A 16,906-nucleotide genomic window follows, 5' to 3' on the forward strand; every position below is an offset into this window, starting at 1 on the left:
AATGTTTATCCCATATTATCAAGAGATATTATATCAATTTATATATTCAGTTTATATTAAAAAAATGTAAAAAAACGTAAAAAAACGTCCGCTGGGAATCAGCGGACGTTTTTTGCTTAATTAGAAATCATTCTGTAGAAACAGATGGATCGGCCTGCTCTTTTACAGGAAGAATTTGTACAAAGTGATTTTCTGGATTTACTAGAAGGTTTCTAAGCTGTTCTGCCTCTTCAGTTTGACCATTTTGAGCCAGTAGAGCAGTATATTGACCTAATAGTTCATTAATATCTTTTTTGCCATTTCCGTCTAAATTAACTACAGAAACTTTGGCACCTTTTGCAACACGGCGTTGAATTGCCTCTTTGGTTAGACCCATTTCAGGCTGTTGACGGACATATACCACTCCACCAGTCATACCTGCGCAAATCCATGGTCCTGGGTCACCGAGAACAAGGCCGCGGCCATTTGTCATATATTCAAAGGCAAAACCTTTGATATTTGCATTTGCTCCAATATTTCCAGCTTCTTTCTCTGGAAGAGGCTTCTTTAGAGCACCACCAATAATTAAATCAGCTCCAGAGAGACGGATTCCTGCTCGGGCATCAGCATTTCCTTGAGCAACAAGAAGACCTTTTTGAGCACCGTAACCGAACCCTTTACCAACTGAACCATTGAGATAACGGCCATTTTTACCTTTAGACTTAAGAACATGAATATTACCGCCGAAGGAAGTTTTTCCGACACCATCTTGACCTCCGCCATTGACAGTAATTTCAATTCCTTCACTATTATAAGCACCTAGTCCGTTACCAGGGATAGAGCCTTCCTTATACTTGAGCTGAACAGGTGCCAGCTGCTTATAGGAACCATCTAATCTGCCGCGGACGCGGTGGCAGGATACCCGGCTGCCTAATACTCTTTGTTCAGATGTTACACTTAAGAACTCACGTGATGAATGAAGTTGATCTACACTTGCATCAAGATATTCCGCACCTGCAGCCACCTGCATTTGAACTTCTTCCATTGATTTCGAAGCTTCAACTTTTGCAAATTGACCAATTTCAAGTGATTTTAACAGGTAAGAAAGGTCAAGTTGATTATCTCCCTTAATCTGTTCTAGTAGTTCTGAATGGCCAACTGCATCTTGTAAATTTTTAATTCCCAATGAAGCAGCAAGGGCTTTTAATTCGGAACCAAATGCAGTAAAGAGATTCATAATTCCTTGAACAGCTAAATCGAATTGTCTAGGAACAAAACGACGTAGTCCATGGTCTTTTGCCTGAGCTTCTGTTTCAATCTGGGTAGCAATACCAACATGGCAAGTATCCAAATGACAGCCGCGGCAAGTTGTACAACCAATTGAAAGCATCGCTAATGTACCGAATCCAACACGGTTAGCGCCTAAAAGCATAATTTTGATAACATCATTTGCACTCTTCATACCGCCATCTGCCCAAATTTCTACTTTTTGGCGAAGTCCGCTTTCTAATAGGGCATTGTGAGCTGCTTTAACCCCGATTTCAACAGGTAAACCAACATATTGAAGGGCATGGATTCTAGCTGCACCTGTACCGCCATCAAAGCCGCTTAGTGTGATGATATCTGCACCAGCTTTGGCAATACCGACTGCAATAGTACCGATATTAGGTACGACAGGTACTTTAACCGCAATTTTAGCTTGGTCGTTGGCTGTTTTTAATTCTAAAATCATTTGTGCCAAATCTTCAATCGAATAGATATCATGGTTATTAGATGGTGAGATTAAATCAGATCCAAGCGTTGCGTTACGTGCGGCTGCAACCTTTGCTGTAACCTTAGATCCAGGTAAGTGTCCGCCTTCACCAGGCTTTGCACCCTGACCAATTTTAATTTCTAATAGATTTGAAGAATTTAACAGTTCCGCATTTACTCCAAAACGGCCGGAAGCAATTTGCTGTCCTCTTGTTTTAGGATATTTACCCAGCATATCCTTAATTTCGCCGCCTTCACCATTCAAACTCACCATATTCAAACGATCAGCACCTTCGGCATATGCTCTAAAGGCAATTTCGTTTTGTGAGCCAAATGACATGGAAGAAATTAAGAATGGTAAATCATGTTCTCCAACACGAAGATCCACTTCTTCTGGTGATACTTGTTTGTTACTCTTTTTAAGTGACACCAAATGACGAATTGTCGTCGGGTTTTGCTCTTCCTGCTCAGTAATTTTATCGCGATATGCGTTATAGTCACCGGTAGAAGCAACTTCCCCAATGGCTTTCCAAATACGAGGGAAGAGGTGGAACGTTTTGCCGACTCTTTCTTTATCATTCTGGTAATCTGCTGCTCTTTTGATAGCATCCTGCTTCATTGCTTCAAAATCCATTTTGATTTCATTTGATCCAAAGAAGTTTACGATGTTTAATACTTTGGCAACTTCATCATGTAACCCAATACTTGAGTATAGTCTGCCGTATCCGCGCAGCTCGTGAATCCCAATCGTAGAAATAACCTTTTCTAATCCTTTTGTTAAAGCACTATAAAGGTTTATTAACGGCTTAGTTGTTTCATCTTGAACCGTTAAGAACATGTAATATGGGCTAATCAAATCTGCTCCTAAACCGAATACTGTAATAACATCATGAAGCGAACGAATCGATGCTGAACGTAGTAGTAAAGAACAGTCTCTTCTTAACTCTGCTTTTACTAATGCTTGATCAATTGCAGATGTTACTAAATGTGAATCAATCCAGAAGGAATCTTCTTGGTGTGCTTTCGCATCATCAAGGATCAGCAGTGTTTTACCAGCTTGAACCGCTTGAACCGCTTCATTTGCCAGTCTTTCTAATGCCTCATCTAATTTTTCGTTTGATGCAAAGGTAGTAGAAATAAAGGCAGCTAATTTCTGTTCTTGGAAATAGTGGACTAACTGATCAAAGCTAGGCTGTCCTAGGTCTTCTGCACAGGTGAAACCAGCTTTTCCTTCCAATAATAAAGGAGTCGTAAGCTCAATAACTGCATTTGCTTTCTCATCAGAAAACAAAACTGGCCGTTTCCCAATGATAACACGGGTAGAGAAGTGCTCTGTTTCACGGTCACGGTCAATAGCAGGGTTCGTTACCACGGCAACACTTTCTTTAATATAGTCAGCGATATTAACACGTTCAGGGTTTAGTGCTGCAAGCGGTGCGTCATGACCAAGTGAACGAATAGGCTCTATACCTTTTTCGGCCATTTGTTCAATGAGTTGAATATGATCACGTTCCCAGCCAAATGCTTTATATTGTCCATTGTGAATTTTATCTGGATAACTCATTGTAACAGTTTTATTTAATGTTGGAGCCTGAAGTCTTACTCTTGATTCACTTAAGCTTAAGCGGTTATTGAAACGGTTGTATACTTCGTTTTGGTAACGGTTTTGCTCGTAAACGTCTAATGTATCACCATTCCATTTAAATCCAACCTTCTCACCAGGGGCTAACGGTTTTGGGTCATTCACATATTCACTTGAAGGAATAATCCCAGGTTCAGAAGAGAAGAGATAAGAGCTTTCAGTTTCCAGCATCCATAGTGGCCGTAATCCTAAAGCATCTACACTAAATACTGCTTCATCGCCATAACGTGAGATAATGCCTGCAGGTCCTTGAGCAAAATGTCCCCATGCTTCACGAAGATACGTATATAAATCCTGAAGATGTTCAGGGTATGCCTTAATTTCATTTATGATTGGCGGGAACAAAAGATCCATTGTTTCAAATAAAGAATATCCGTGACGAGAGATTAAGGTTTCCATTGTACGGCTTAAATCTTGGGAGTCACTTCCGTCTTTTACTAAAGGTACTCCGATCATTCGTGCTTCGTCACGAAGCTTGGCAATAGTATTAATCTCGCCATTGTGACCTAGTACACTAAATGGCTGCACCCGGAAAAAGCTTGATAGCGTATTAGTTGAATAACGATTATGTCCTAGTGTCATAGTTGAAGCGACAAGTGGATTCGCTAAGTCATGATAGTAACGAGGCAAAATATCTCCTGCACCCATTACTTTATAAACGACATGATTTTGACTAAGTGATGCGACATGAACATTCTCGTTTGTCTCAAAGTCAATAAGGGCATCAAAAAGGTTCTTGGTCAGTTCTTGGCCTTCTTTTGTAGAAACACAGGCGAATTGCCAGAACACAGGGTTTTCTTGGATGGCAATTGGACCAAGTGCTGAAGAGTCAGTAACTTTATCAGTTTCAAAAACTAAGGTAAGCTCGTATTTTTCTAGCTTTTTTTGTAGTTCTTGTTTGGTAGACTCCCAGTTAACTTGTTGGCTGATGAAAACATGACCAACAGCAAAATTCTTTTGGTCTACAAGGTTTGCCTCAATGTCTGCTGCGGAGAGTTTTTGTTTCCAAAGCTTCGTTGGAATATCCATATGGATCCCAACACCATCACCTTCGCCGTTAATAAAACCAGCACGATGGTTCATTGTAACAAGGGCTTCTATACAGTCAAAAATATTTTTTCTTGTTGGGATTTTGCTTTTTTCAAGACAAGCAACAATTCCACAGGCATCATGTTCTTGCTTATGGAAATCTTTAAATAGGGAAGGGGTCCAGTTTTGTGACATTATTCTTGGCTTCATCGGGTCACCGTTAAAGCCGTTTCACCTCCTATGAAACTTTTGGATTATGAGTCTACTTGCAGAATGAATTTATTAACTTTTTATTTAGGTGAAAGTTAAAGATTCAAGAAAGAAATAATAAGCTTATATTATCACAAGAATTTTCAGAAATCAAATAAATATACATTATTTTGGATAAAAAAGTGTACAAAAAATTATGCAAATTTAGGAAGAAAGATGTTTATGTAACCGTTTTCATCAACATTTAAAAAATATAAGGGAGTGTTTCCCACTCCCTTAGGTGCATAAAAAATGCATAATTATTCGGATTTTAGTGAAGAAAATGCATTTCTAACCGCGTGTAGTGTAGCTTCAATGTCTTCTTTTGTATGAGCAATGGTTAAAAACCAAGCTTCATATTTTGATGGAGCAAGATTAATACCTTGATGAAGCATAAGCTTGAAAAATTTCCCGAACATTTCTCCATCCGTTTTTTCTGCTTGCTCATAGTTTTCAATTATTTCATTTGTAAAATAAACCGTTAGAGCTCCTTTTAAACGGTTAATGGTAATCTCAATTCCATTCTCCTTAGCAGCATCGATGATACCTTCTTCAAGCATAGCTCCTAACTGGTCCAAGTACTCATAAACTCCGTCTTGCTTTAATACTTCAAGGCAGGCAATTCCAGAAAGCATGGAGGCAGGGTTCCCAGCCATTGTACCAGCCTGGTAGGCAGTTCCTAATGGTGCAACCTTTTCCATAATTTCTTTGCGGCCGCCATATGCCCCGATTGGGAGTCCGCCGCCAATAATTTTACCTAACGCGGTTAAATCCGGCTGTACCCCTAATAAATCCTGAGCACCGCCATACATAAAACGAAAGGCTGTTATGACTTCATCATAGATAACCAGTGCACCGGCTTCATGGGTGAGGTCATTCACCTGCTGTAAGAATCCTGGTTTCGGTTCAACAATCCCGAAGTTTCCAACAATTGGTTCTACTAATACAGCTGCAACCTGATCGCCCCATTTTTCTAATGCCTGTTTAAATGGTTCGATATCATTGAATGGAACAGTGATGACTTCTTGGGCAATGCTCTTTGGCACACCTGCTGAATCTGGAGTCCCAAGCGTTGATGGGCCTGAACCTGCGGCAACTAGAACAAGGTCTGAATGTCCGTGATAACAGCCGGCAAATTTAATAATTTTATCACGACCGGTATGGGCACGGGCAACACGAATGGTGGACATTACGGCTTCTGTCCCGGAGTTAACAAATCGAACCTTATCTAAGGATGGAATGGCTTCCTTTAGCATTTTGGCGAATTTTACCTCATGAGGGGTTGGAGTTCCGTAGAGGACTCCGGTCTCAGCGGCACGTTTAATCGCTTCGGTAATATGTGGATGGGCATGTCCTGCGATAATTGGACCATAAGCAGCGAGAAAATCGATATATTGGTTTCCGTCGACGTCCCAGAAATAAGCTCCCTGTCCACGTTCCATTACCACAGGAGAACCGCCGCCAACTGCCTTGTAAGACCTTGAGGGGCTGTTAACTCCGCCTACGATGTGTTCTAATGCTTCGTTATGTAATCTTTCTGAATTAATAAATCGCACAATCTTTCCTCCTTATTTACGTATCTCTTTATTTTAACACTTTTTAAGGTGACTTCTATCTGTTTTATATTTTCGGAAATTTGCTGTAATTAAGGATAGTTGTTTAAATGAGTATATTTGGCTAAACTTATTATTTAGGGCAATGTTTCAGGAGGAAGAATAATGGAAAATGTCATACAAGTTAAAAATTTACGAAAAGAGTTTAAAGCCTATTCCAGCCGTTCTGGTTTGAAAGGTGCGTTCCGGGATTTATTTACTCGTAATTATAAAGTGGTCCCCGCTGTAAATGATATTAATTTTTCAGTTAAAAAAGGAGAGATGGTGGGATACATTGGCGAAAATGGTGCAGGGAAATCGACCACAATTAAAATGCTGACCGGAATACTAACGCCAACATCCGGAGAAATCGTAGTGAATGGGATGAATCCTCATAAGGAGCGGGAACGATTTGTACAAACGATTGGCGTTGTTTTTGGGCAGCGCTCGCAATTATGGTGGGATATTGCTGTGCAAGAGTCATTCCGCTTGTTGAAAAAAGTTTATAAAGTATCTGACGAACAATATGATCAGCATATGAATCATGTCATTAAAACTTTGGATATTGAACCACTTTTGGACAAGCCTGTTCGAAAGTTGTCATTGGGTCAAAGAATGCGCTGTGAGCTTGCAGCTGCTTTAATTCATAATCCGCCCTTGCTATTTCTAGATGAACCGACCATCGGGTTAGATGTGCTGGTAAAGTTAAAAATCAGAGAATTCTTAAAGGAAATAAATGAAAAGTATAATACTACCATTCTACTGACAACTCATGACCTATCTGATATTGAGGCATTGTGTGAGCGCGTTGTCATGCTTGATGAAGGAAAAGTAATATATGATGGGGCCTTGAGGGAACTGAAGGAAAAATGGGGCGATCAGAAAGAATTGCAATTCCAATTTCTTGAGGCAGTCGACATGCCTGCTGTACAAAAAATTACCAGCGGCTTGCCGGTGGTATGGGAGCTAAATCAGAAAGACCAAATTTTTACTGCTACAGTAGAGGATCGAGAAGAATTAATTTCACAGGTAATCGCCCGAATCGTGGCTTCATTTCAAATTAAAGATGTAAAAATAAACGAAACTTCAACAGAAGAAATCATTCGAAAAATCTATGAAAAGGGTGCTGTGGAAATTGGATAAATACTTAGAGATGATTAGAATCCGTTTTTTAATGATGATGGCCTACCGGTCAGATTATTACACGGGTATTCTGATTTATAGTATTAATATTGGGGTTTATTATTTTCTATGGACGGCTATTTATGGCGGGAAAGAACAGATCCAAGGACTTTCTGTTATCCAAATGACTACGTATGTAGCTGTTTCTTGGATGGCAAGGGCCTTTTATTTTAATAATCTTGACCGTGAAATGGCTCAGGAAATCATGGAAGGGAAAGTAGCGATTGAACTAATCAGACCCTACAACTATTTAGGGATGAAAACGATGCAGGGCTTGGGAGAAGGAATTTTTAGGCTGTTCTTCTTTTCAGCTCCGGGGCTTATTATCGTTTATTTTATTTTCCCGATTCATTTCACTTGGGATTTAAGTGTTTGGGGATTATTCGCGATTTCTATTATATTGAGTTTTTTTATAAATACGGAACTTAATTTATTAACGGGAATAACCACTTTCTTCTTATATAATAACGCCGGTCTAATTCGTGCAAAACGAGTTGTGATTGATTTGTTTTCAGGACTTCTTCTGCCGATTAGTTTTTTTCCGGGATGGGCACAAACCATAATGGGCTTTTTGCCATTTCAGGGAATTAGTTATACGCCGAGTATGATTTTTACTAAAGGTTTTTCTCATGATCAGGCGATATCAGCTATCGGCCAGCAATTTATTTGGGTAATCATCTTACTGCTGCCAATTTATTTACTTTGGCATCTAGCGAAAAAACAGTTGATTATTCAAGGGGGTTAATCTGTGTTTTATCTATCTATGTTTTTTCAATACCTATCACAATATCTAAAAACAAGGTTCCAATACCGTGCAGATGTGTTGGTAGAATTTTTCTCCGATTTACTTTCGCAAGCCATTAATCTTGTCTTCATCTTAGTTGTCTTTGGTCATACTCAATTACTGCATGGATGGACAAGAGATGAAATTATTTTTATCTATGGTTTTTTCTTAGTCCCATATGCGGTTTTTTCAGCCTTTTTTAATATTTGGGATTTTAACGAGCGCTACATTGTAAAGGGAGAATTGGACCGAATTTTAACAAGGCCTATCCACAGCCTCTTTCAAATTATATTGGAACGGCTTGAACTTGAAGCACTGTTAGGGGCAATAACAGGACTTGTCATCATGTTTTATGCCGGCAGCAGGCTTCATTTAGATATAGATTGGTATGACCCGATCTTGTTTATTATTTTTGTCATAGGTGGTGCACTTGTATATGGGGGCATCTTTATCTTGCTTGCCTGTATTAGCTTTTGGGCTGATGCAAGGACGTCCCTGATGCCTATGATGTATAATATCAGCAGTTACGGCAGATATCCGGTAAATATTTATAATCAATTAATCCGCTTTGTTTTAACGTGGATATTACCGTTTGCGTTTGTGGGTGTGTACCCTGCGGCTTTTTTTCTAGGAAAACAAGAATGGTACTGGTATTCATTTTTCACCCCAGTCATTGGAGTTATTTTCTTTATTCTTTCAATTATCCTTTGGAATCAAGGAGTAAAAAAATATCGGGGTGCGGGGAATTAAAATAAGCATCCAACACTGATAATTGTCCAGCTCCAGCGCCTAGGGGCTCGGGGTCATAAGCCCCTGGTCAAGGCGCTTCCGTTTTTCTATTAACCGGGCCTATGCCCGGTTTTTGATATTTTATGGTCCAAGCCTGCATAGGAATAGAATAACGCGTATTTCTATTAGGGGTGGTTTCTGTGTTCTATTTCTTGCTCCCGATTGTCATATTTTGCATTTTCATGAGTCTGCGTACCCTATTTATTCCGAACACGCTTCGAGGGAAATTTGCTTCGGTTGAGAATTTTTTATATTTAGGAGCTGTCTATTTAACAATTATCCTAGGTTTTGGTATGATCTACATCCTGTTTAATTTAATTGGTATTACTCTGCTTCGTGAGGTGAATCACCCTGATCATAATATTTTTGAAACAAGCTTTTATTTTAGTGCGATGACGCTTTTTTCAGTTGGAAACGGTGATGTGCTTCCACAAGGTTTAGGTAGAATGATTGCTGTGATCGAGGCATTAATTGGCTATACCTTACCGGCGGCATTTGTTGCTAGAGTTGTGTTAAATAGTGAAAAGTAACCGCTCTGTTAGTAGTAATTGTGTTATTGGTTGAGTTTGGTTACGCTATGGATAAGCAATAGTACCAAACCGCAAAAGTACAATCGATAACTAAGCAAAGGAAGAGGTAAAAATGACGATTGAAATAGGCAACCTAGCACCAGACTTTGAATTAAAAGATCCAAATGGAGAAAAAGTGAGCTTAGCAGATTTTAGAGGGAAAAACATAGTCTTGTATTTCTATCCGAAAGATATGACGCCGGGTTGCACTACACAGGCATGTGATTTTCGCGATTACCATCAAAGCTTTTCCGAGTTAGATTGCGTGATTATTGGAATTAGCCCAGACCCTCAAGAAAAGCATGAGAAATTTATTGAAAAATATAATCTGCCGTTCCTGCTTTTAGTTGATGAAGAACATAAAGCAGCAGAAATGTATGAAGTTTGGAAGCTAAAGAAAAACTTTGGAAAAGAATATATGGGAATTGAACGGTCGACATTTGTTATTGATAAGGAAGGTAAGCTAGTTAAAGAGTGGCGCAAGGTAAAGGTTAAGGGACATGTAGAGGAAGCCTTGCAGTATGTAAAAGAAAATTTAATTTAATTCTTCCCCCTAAAAGTTTATTCGTTTCAGCATTTTACACAAAAAACACCTTAATGTTTGGTTAAGTGGTAATGGATAGGAAATGCTAAATAGGTATTCGAATGAACTATTTAGGGGGTATTATTTTGTACTTTTATAAAGAAGATTTAATAAACATGATCGTCCCGGATAAACCAGATCCATCCGCAGCAAAGGTACTTCAAGAAACTTTGGGCGGAAGATTCGGGGAAATGCGGACGATGATGCAATTCTTTTTCCAAAGTTCGAATTTCCGTGGAAACCAAAAGCAATATCGTGATCTAATTAGAGGTGTTTTCCTAGAGGAAATCAGCCACGTCGAGCTTGTTCAAACGACCATCAATCAACTCTTAAACGGTTCTGGTGAAGAAGCTGTAGGGGCAGGGGGAAGTACTGGCGCTCCACTTGAGGAAGCTATTAAGCATGCGAACCCACATCACTTTATTATGGGGGCACAAAGCTCTTTGCCAGTAGATGCTGCTGGTAATCCGTGGAACGGAAATTATGTTTATAGTCACGGAAACTTAATTAGCGATTTATTGGACAATCTAGTCTTGGAGTCTACAGGGGTTCTGCAAAAGTCCCGCATTTATGAAATGAGTTCTAATAAGACATTTAGAGAAACTTTAGCTTTCTTGATTGTCAGAGATAACGCACACCAAAATGCATTTGCGAAAGCATTAGAAACATTAGGTGTTGATTGGGCAAAAGTCTTTCCAGTACCTAATTACGATATTAATAAGTATCCAGAATGCCGTAAATATGTTGAAATGGGCTTCCATAATGCTCAATTCAATTTCAGATTGGATGAGACACAAATTGGTCAAATCTTCCAAGGTGAGTCTCCAAGCAGGAATGATGGCACCCTTCAAGTTGTACCGCCTCCAAATGGGTATCCAGTTCCAGTCCTGCCTGAAATGCCAAATGAACATAGCCCGGGATTATATGATTTAAATAATTAAATGAAAAAAGGATGCGTCACAGCTGTGATCATCCTTTTTTTGTGCCCTCATTAGATTTCAATAATAATCGGAAGAATCATTGGCTTTCGTTTGGTCTGAGTAAATAAATATTGTCCAACCGACTTTTTAATGTTTTGTTTCATCACATTCCATTGGCGTATATTTCCGGCTTGCATATCATTTACTGTCTTTTTAACAAGGCGGTTTACCTCTTTTAGCAGTTCATCCGAGTCTCTTGCATAAACAAACCCGCGAGTAATCGTATCTGGTCCAGAAATAATTTTCCGGTCTCCCTTGCTAATAGTGATGACAATAACGAGCATTCCATCTTCAGATAACTGTTTTCTGTCCCGTAAAACTATATCCCCAACATCCCCTACTCCAATTCCATCCACGTAAGTATCTCCAGCTGGAACGGATCGTGTCTGCCGGGCAACACCATTTTTAATATCGACAACCTCACCATTTTTAATAATAAAGGTATTGCCTTTTTCCACTCCAACCGATTCAGCTAACATACGGTGATGATGAAGCATGCGATATTCACCATGAATTGGAATGAAATAGGTCGGTTTCATTAATGTGAGCATCAGCTTGAGGTCTTCCTGATATCCATGTCCTGAAACATGCATTCCGGTCGTGCTGCCAGAACCGTAGATGACCTTAGCACCCAGCTGAAATAAATTATCGATAATTTTTGAAACATCCTTTTCGTTTCCTGGAATCGGGGAAGCTGCTAAAACCACCGTATCGCCAGGATATATGGCAACATCGCGGTAATTTCCACTTGCAAGTCTAGAAAGTGCGGCCATTGGTTCGCCTTGACTGCCAGTACAAAGAATGGCAACCTTCTCGGCAGGAAGTTTATCAACCTCACCTGCGTCAATTAACATTCCTTCGGGCACAGTTAAATAACCCCGTTCTATCGCTACATTAACAACATTCACCATACTTCGGCCTAATAATGCCAGCTTCCGATTTACTTTTAATGCTGATTCCACTACTTGCTGAACCCGATTGACATTCGATGCAAAAGTTGAAATGAAAATTTTTCCTCTTGCCTTGATAAAGGCTTCATCCATATGGGAACCAACCATTTGTTCAGAAGGGGTTAATCCTTTCCTCTCTGCATTGGTACTTTCCGATATTAAAGCTAAAACACCTTTTTGACCGATATCTGCCATTTTATGTATATCGGAATATTGATTATTGGCAGGTGTTAAATCGAATTTGAAATCACCTGTGTGTACCACATTCCCTTCAGGTGTATGAAAGACAATTCCGAGGCAGTCGGGTATGCTATGGCTTACTTTAAAGAAGGAAATCTCAACCTTTCCGAATTCCAGTTTTGAATTGGAGTCGATCGTAATTAGTTTGGAATCCCCTCTTAGTCTATGTTCATCAATTTTTAACTCAATTAATCCAAGTGTAAACTGAGTTGCATAAATAGGAACTTTTAATTTCCTTAAAAAGTAGGGAATGCCGCCAATATGGTCTTCGTGTCCATGAGTTACAATTAAGGCTCTAATTTTGTCCTGATTCTCCTCTAAATAGGTAATGTCAGGAATAATTAAATCAATCCCCAGTAAGCTTTCATCAGGGAATTTACCACCACAATCAATAATAAAAATATCGTCTTCATACTGAACAACATACATGTTTTTTCCAATTTCATTAATTCCGCCAAGAGCAAAAATGGATAACGCGTTTTCAGTGGATACCATCTTTTTTCCTCCAATCCTAACTAAATATTTTTATTATTCCTTTCTGTATCATTTTGATGCAGGAGCAGGAGTATGTAATTTCTTACCCTATGCACATCTATTTTGGACATGACTTAGCAACTTCTTACATAATATGTACAAGTTGATTAAAAAGTGGGTGGAGTGGTTTTATTGAGCGCTAACATACTAATCAGTTATATCATTCTAGGATTTACCTTAGCAGCTCCGATTGGTCCGGTTAACTCAGCGCGTCTGGATAAAGGAATAAAAAATGGATTTTGGCATGCTTGGATTGTTGGGTTGGGCTCCATGATGGCAGATGGAATTTTCATGCTTTTGGTATACCTTGGGATGGTTCAGTTTCTCGGCATCCCTATCGTACAAATTTTCCTATGGCTGTTTGGTGGTTTTGTTCTCATTTACTCGGGATTTGAAAGTATAAAAAACGCCAATACGATCACACTGTCATATAGCCGGAATAAAGAGCCTCTATACAAATGTTTCTTGACTGGGTTTATGTTATCGATTACAAGTCCCTTATCGATCCTATTTTGGCTTGGGATTTATGGATCTGTTCTTGCGAAAACAGCCCAAACAAACGGTACGGAGTCACTTTTAATCTATAGCAGTATGATCTTTCTCGGCTTGACCTTTTGGGATCTATTTGTGGCGGCACTAACAACAGGGTTCCGAAAACTTCTCAGTTCTAAAAGCTTAATAGCCATATCCATTATTTCCGGTGCATCGCTAGTTATTTTTGGAATTTATTTCGGATATCAAGGAATCGATGCTCTTTGGGGATAATCATTTACATACTCGAAAGAAAGCCTATTTTCTCAAGAAAAGGCATTTGTCCAATGCAATAAAAGCGTAATTGAATATCATTCTATTAGGGCATACCTCCTCAGATAAAAATTATTCGGGGTCCATTGTGACCCTTCTTTTTTTTGTGAATGGATATCATGATTACAATTTTTCCAAATATAAGTATAGGTGCTAAGATGAAGAAAATGGCACTACTGTAATTTAAATAAGTAAACAGTAATTAACTATTGATAATGGAGGTAAGCAAATGAAAATCTATACCAAAACAGGTGATAAAGGCACCACTTCCTTGATTTATGGTCAAAGAGTAGCAAAAAATGATATCCGGGTCGAAGCATATGGAACTTGTGATGAAACAAACTCGATGATTGGTCTTGCCTTAAGCTACTTAAAAAATGAAAATTTTCAAGGGAAAGAAATAATTGAAAATGTATATCATAAAATACAAACAAACCTTTTCCATGTCGGAGCTGAATTGGCTACACCCCAGGGTAAAGAAGTAAAATGGAAGCTTGCAGCTTCTGAAATTTCACAATTAGAAGAACAAATTGATGATTGGGATATAACACTGCCAGGGCTGACCAATTTTATTCTTCCTGGGGGACATCCCGCAGGTGCTGCCTTCCATGTAGCCCGAACAATCGTACGGAGAGCTGAACGGTGTGCAGTTTCGTTAGGTGAAGAAGTAAATCCATTGGTCTTAGCTTATTTAAACCGGCTTTCAGACCTCTTGTTTGTAACAGCTAGATATGTTAATTATCAATTAGGACAGAGTGAACAAACCTTACATGGTAATAGTTAGCAACATGTAGTGTTTATTAGATTACAATATTGACAAACGTACAAAAGACCTAGTAAAATTAATTATAACAATTATAATCTAATAATATCTTTTAGAAAGAAGGTGCATGGCGATGAATCAGTTAAAAGAAGCGTTGGATACCCTGAAGGATACAGGTGTGCGAATTACTCCGCAACGTCATGCGATACTTGAATATTTAATAAACTCAATGTCACATCCTACAGCAGATGAAATTTATAAAGCCCTTGAAGGGAAATTCCCTAATATGAGCGTGGCAACAGTTTACAATAATTTACGGGTATTTCGTGAAGTTGGACTTGTTAAAGAATTAACCTATGGGGATGCATCGGCTCGTTTTGATTTTGTCACTTCTCATCATTACCATGTAATTTGTCAAAACTGTGGTAAAATCGTTGATTTTCATTATCCAGGTCTCGACGAGGTCGAGCATCTAGCTTCGCATGTAACAGGCTTTAAAGTAGATACTCATCGTATGGAGATTTACGGGTCTTGTCCTGATTGTGCTAGTAAAGAAGTGCATTGATTATTAATGAATGGTTCTTTTATCTAAAAAAAGAGGATGACTTAAACCTTTGGTTAAACCAATAGGCTTTCGTCATCCTCTTTTTATTGATTTTCTTTTTTATGGTTATAGGATTCATCAAATTGTTTACCTTCGAGACTTTGATCCAATGTTAATGGTTCACGGCAGTGCATACACATATCCACCCGGCCAAGCATTTTGGTAGGTTTGCCGCAGCTTGGGCACTTAACTTGAATGGTTTTGGTTGAAAGCATTCCAATCCAAAAATAGACGACCGTACTTGCGATAATAAAAAGTAGCCCTAAAAGCATAAAGATGGTCATAATAATGGGTGAAGTCCGAAAATAAATTCCAATATACATCACAATGAACCCAATAAAGATTAAAGATAATGCAAAAGTACGTATTTTATTTATTTTACTCGAATATTTTGCCATGATTCTCCCTCCTAGACAAACTATACCATAATTATTTTCGAAGAAAAAATACAAAGAATGTCGAAAATTGTCTTTTAAGAAAGAAGGAAATTAGATTCCGCTGTCGAACATATAATGCTACCTGAATAAAATGGAGGAATGATGAATGGAAGACATCCTTCGGCCTATTTATCAAGAAAGGGCGAGTCAATCCAATACACTAGGAGTTTTGTTAGTCGAAAAAAAGCATAAATCAAGTCATATTACTGATTCGTTTGATGTTATTTTGTTGATAATCGTAAAAGAGGCAGACCAGTCATTATTTATTAAACATTATACCTATGATGACAAAAAGGCCGCTATGCATATCGTGTCAGAATCACAGCTTCAGGAATGGCTTCTTTTGGGGACGAACAGAAAGATATTTGAATGGATCCATGAAGCAAAAATTTTATTTGACCGAAATGAGTATGTTTTGAATTTAAAAACAGAGCTCCGAGACTTTCCTTTTAACGGAAGAAAAATAAAAATGGGCTTAGAATTTGCTAAATTAATTCGCCGATATGTAGATGGTAAAGCGTTGTTTGAGAGTGGACAATTTCTTGATGCATATAACTATGTAGTCCATTCCTTACACCATTTAGCTCGATTAGCTGTAATAGAAAATGGCCTGCATCCGGAACTTACTGTTTGGCACCAAGTAAAACAAATAGAGCCGGAAATTTATAAATTGTATGTAGAACTAGTCAATAGCGAAGAGACATTAGAAAAAAGACTTGAGTTATTGTTCTTGGCTAGTGAGTTCCTGATTCACTCCAGAACAAATATCGGAACTGCTCATTTATTGGATGTATTACGGGGCAAGGAATACTGGCTGTTTAATGAAATTATGAACGAAGAAGAACTAATTCCTTATTCAGTAGATTTAGCTGTACTGATTGAATATTTAATCGAAAAACATTTAATTGAAGTGGTCAATGTAGAAACCAAAGGTAATGGCGTCTTTCATAGATGCTATCGTGTCTCATAATTATTTTAAAAAAATAATAAAAGGTATTGACCTAAATAAAAATACTTGGTATATTAATAACCGTCGCTGCGAAACGTTCCTGAAAAGCTTTCGTGAGTGACGGTAATTATTTTTAAAAAAACGTTGACATCACAAGTGCAGATGTGTTAAATTAATAAAGTCGCTTGTGAGTGACAATAATTGTTCTTTGAAAACTAAACAAACAAAAACGTCAACAAACAATAATATTCATTTCTTATGAAATGAAGCCAACGTTTTAAATTATGAGCTAAATCAACTTTCATGGAGAGTTTGATCCTGGCTCAGGACGAACGCTGGCGGCGTGCCTAATACATGCAAGTCGAGCGAATCAATAAGAGCTTGCTCCGGTTGGTTAGCGGCGGACGGGTGAGTAACACGTGGGCAACCTGCCTGTAAGACTGGGATAACACCGGGAAACCGGTGCTAATACCGGATAATCCTTTTCCTCTCATG

Annotated in this window: 14 protein-coding genes and 1 rRNA gene; 11 read left to right on the forward strand and 4 right to left on the reverse strand. The window is 38.6% G+C overall.

Annotated elements, in window-relative coordinates:
• Positions 1 to 127: 127 nt before the first annotated feature.
• On the reverse strand, positions 128 to 4,597 hold the full coding sequence (locus J7E81_RS27780; protein ID WP_215047408.1) for a glutamate synthase-related protein: 4,470 nt from the start codon (positions 4,595 to 4,597) through the stop codon (positions 128 to 130).
• 314 nt (positions 4,598 to 4,911) lie between these two features.
• A complete protein-coding gene (locus tag J7E81_RS27785) occupies positions 4,912 to 6,207 on the reverse strand; it encodes a glutamate-1-semialdehyde 2,1-aminomutase (protein ID WP_374104108.1) in 1,296 nt (431 codons plus the stop codon).
• Between the two features lie 162 nt (positions 6,208 to 6,369).
• Here J7E81_RS27785 and J7E81_RS27790 point away from each other — a divergent pair, with 162 nt between their 5' ends.
• The 6 genes from J7E81_RS27790 to J7E81_RS27815 all read left to right on the forward strand — a co-directional run bounded on the left by J7E81_RS27790 (position 6,370) and on the right by J7E81_RS27815 (position 11,091).
• Positions 6,370 to 7,386, forward strand: coding sequence for an ABC transporter ATP-binding protein (locus J7E81_RS27790; RefSeq protein ID WP_215047409.1), 1,017 nt, complete (start codon positions 6,370 to 6,372; stop codon positions 7,384 to 7,386).
• Positions 7,379 to 8,170, forward strand: a complete 792-nt coding sequence (locus tag J7E81_RS27795) for an ABC transporter permease (RefSeq protein WP_215047410.1) — start codon at positions 7,379 to 7,381, stop codon at positions 8,168 to 8,170. The genes J7E81_RS27790 and J7E81_RS27795 overlap by 8 nt, the downstream gene beginning before the upstream one ends.
• A 3-nt stretch (positions 8,171 to 8,173) precedes the next feature.
• On the forward strand, positions 8,174 to 8,959 hold the full coding sequence (locus tag J7E81_RS27800; protein ID WP_215047411.1) for an ABC transporter permease: 786 nt from the start codon (positions 8,174 to 8,176) through the stop codon (positions 8,957 to 8,959).
• Positions 8,960 to 9,138: 179 nt separating this feature from the next.
• On the forward strand, positions 9,139 to 9,528 hold the full coding sequence (locus J7E81_RS27805) for an ion channel (protein WP_235742602.1): 390 nt from the start codon (positions 9,139 to 9,141) through the stop codon (positions 9,526 to 9,528).
• A 112-nt stretch (positions 9,529 to 9,640) separates the two neighbouring features.
• Positions 9,641 to 10,111 carry a thioredoxin-dependent thiol peroxidase gene (gene bcp, locus J7E81_RS27810; protein WP_215047412.1) on the forward strand — a complete coding sequence of 157 codons (471 nt, stop codon included), beginning with the start codon at positions 9,641 to 9,643 and terminating at the stop codon, positions 10,109 to 10,111.
• A 125-nt stretch (positions 10,112 to 10,236) separates the two neighbouring features.
• A complete protein-coding gene (locus tag J7E81_RS27815) occupies positions 10,237 to 11,091 on the forward strand; it encodes a manganese catalase family protein (protein ID WP_215047413.1) in 855 nt (284 codons plus the stop codon).
• Between the two features lie 50 nt (positions 11,092 to 11,141).
• Here the strand turns inward: J7E81_RS27815 and J7E81_RS27820 are convergent, their stop codons facing one another.
• Positions 11,142 to 12,815, reverse strand: coding sequence for a ribonuclease J (locus tag J7E81_RS27820; protein WP_215047414.1), 1,674 nt, complete (start codon positions 12,813 to 12,815; stop codon positions 11,142 to 11,144).
• Between the two features lie 171 nt (positions 12,816 to 12,986).
• On the opposite strand from J7E81_RS27820, the gene J7E81_RS27825 reads away from it, so the two are divergent.
• The 3 genes from J7E81_RS27825 (at position 12,987) to perR (ending at position 14,986) form a co-directional block, all read left to right on the forward strand.
• The gene (locus J7E81_RS27825) at positions 12,987 to 13,619 is read left to right on the forward strand and encodes a LysE family transporter (RefSeq protein WP_215047415.1); all 633 of its coding nucleotides are present in this window, start codon (positions 12,987 to 12,989) and stop codon (positions 13,617 to 13,619) included.
• Between the two features lie 268 nt (positions 13,620 to 13,887).
• Entirely contained in the window at positions 13,888 to 14,442 is a 555-nt protein-coding gene (locus J7E81_RS27830) for a cob(I)yrinic acid a,c-diamide adenosyltransferase (protein ID WP_215047416.1), read from the forward strand.
• Positions 14,443 to 14,548: 106 nt separating this feature from the next.
• The gene (gene perR, locus J7E81_RS27835; RefSeq protein ID WP_215047417.1) at positions 14,549 to 14,986 is read left to right on the forward strand and encodes a peroxide-responsive transcriptional repressor PerR; all 438 of its coding nucleotides are present in this window, start codon (positions 14,549 to 14,551) and stop codon (positions 14,984 to 14,986) included.
• 83 nt (positions 14,987 to 15,069) lie between these two features.
• Here the strand turns inward: perR and J7E81_RS27840 are convergent, their stop codons facing one another.
• Entirely contained in the window at positions 15,070 to 15,426 is a 357-nt protein-coding gene (locus tag J7E81_RS27840; protein WP_215047430.1) for a YgzB family protein, read from the reverse strand.
• Positions 15,427 to 15,568: 142 nt separating this feature from the next.
• Here J7E81_RS27840 and J7E81_RS27845 point away from each other — a divergent pair, with 142 nt between their 5' ends.
• Together J7E81_RS27845 and J7E81_RS27850 are read left to right on the forward strand one after the other, a co-directional pair.
• Positions 15,569 to 16,432 (forward strand): nucleotidyltransferase-like protein, encoded by an 864-nt coding sequence (locus J7E81_RS27845; protein WP_215047418.1) that lies wholly within the window; start codon positions 15,569 to 15,571, stop codon positions 16,430 to 16,432.
• Positions 16,433 to 16,711: 279 nt separating this feature from the next.
• Positions 16,712 to 16,906: ribosomal RNA gene (locus J7E81_RS27850) — 16S ribosomal RNA — on the forward strand; the annotation flags it as partial.

It is taken from the genome of Bacillus sp. ISL-18 (assembly GCF_018613415.1).
Classification (GTDB): Bacteria; Bacillota; Bacilli; order Bacillales; family Cytobacillaceae; genus Neobacillus.

Bases quoted from the DNA above. Each gene is read 5' to 3' on its own strand.
- J7E81_RS27780 (WP_215047408.1), bottom strand. From the start codon at position 4,597: ATGTCACAAAACTGGACCCCTTCCCTATTTAAAGATTTCCATAAGCAA.
- J7E81_RS27790 (WP_215047409.1), top strand. From the start codon at position 6,370: ATGGAAAATGTCATACAAGTTAAAAATTTACGAAAAGAGTTTAAAGCC.
- bcp (WP_215047412.1), top strand. From the start codon at position 9,641: ATGACGATTGAAATAGGCAACCTAGCACCAGACTTTGAATTAAAAGAT.
- J7E81_RS27820 (WP_215047414.1), bottom strand. From the start codon at position 12,815: ATGGTATCCACTGAAAACGCGTTATCCATTTTTGCTCTTGGCGGAATT.
- J7E81_RS27830 (WP_215047416.1), top strand. From the start codon at position 13,888: ATGAAAATCTATACCAAAACAGGTGATAAAGGCACCACTTCCTTGATT.
- perR (WP_215047417.1), top strand. From the start codon at position 14,549: ATGGCGATGAATCAGTTAAAAGAAGCGTTGGATACCCTGAAGGATACA.
- J7E81_RS27845 (WP_215047418.1), top strand. From the start codon at position 15,569: ATGGAAGACATCCTTCGGCCTATTTATCAAGAAAGGGCGAGTCAATCC.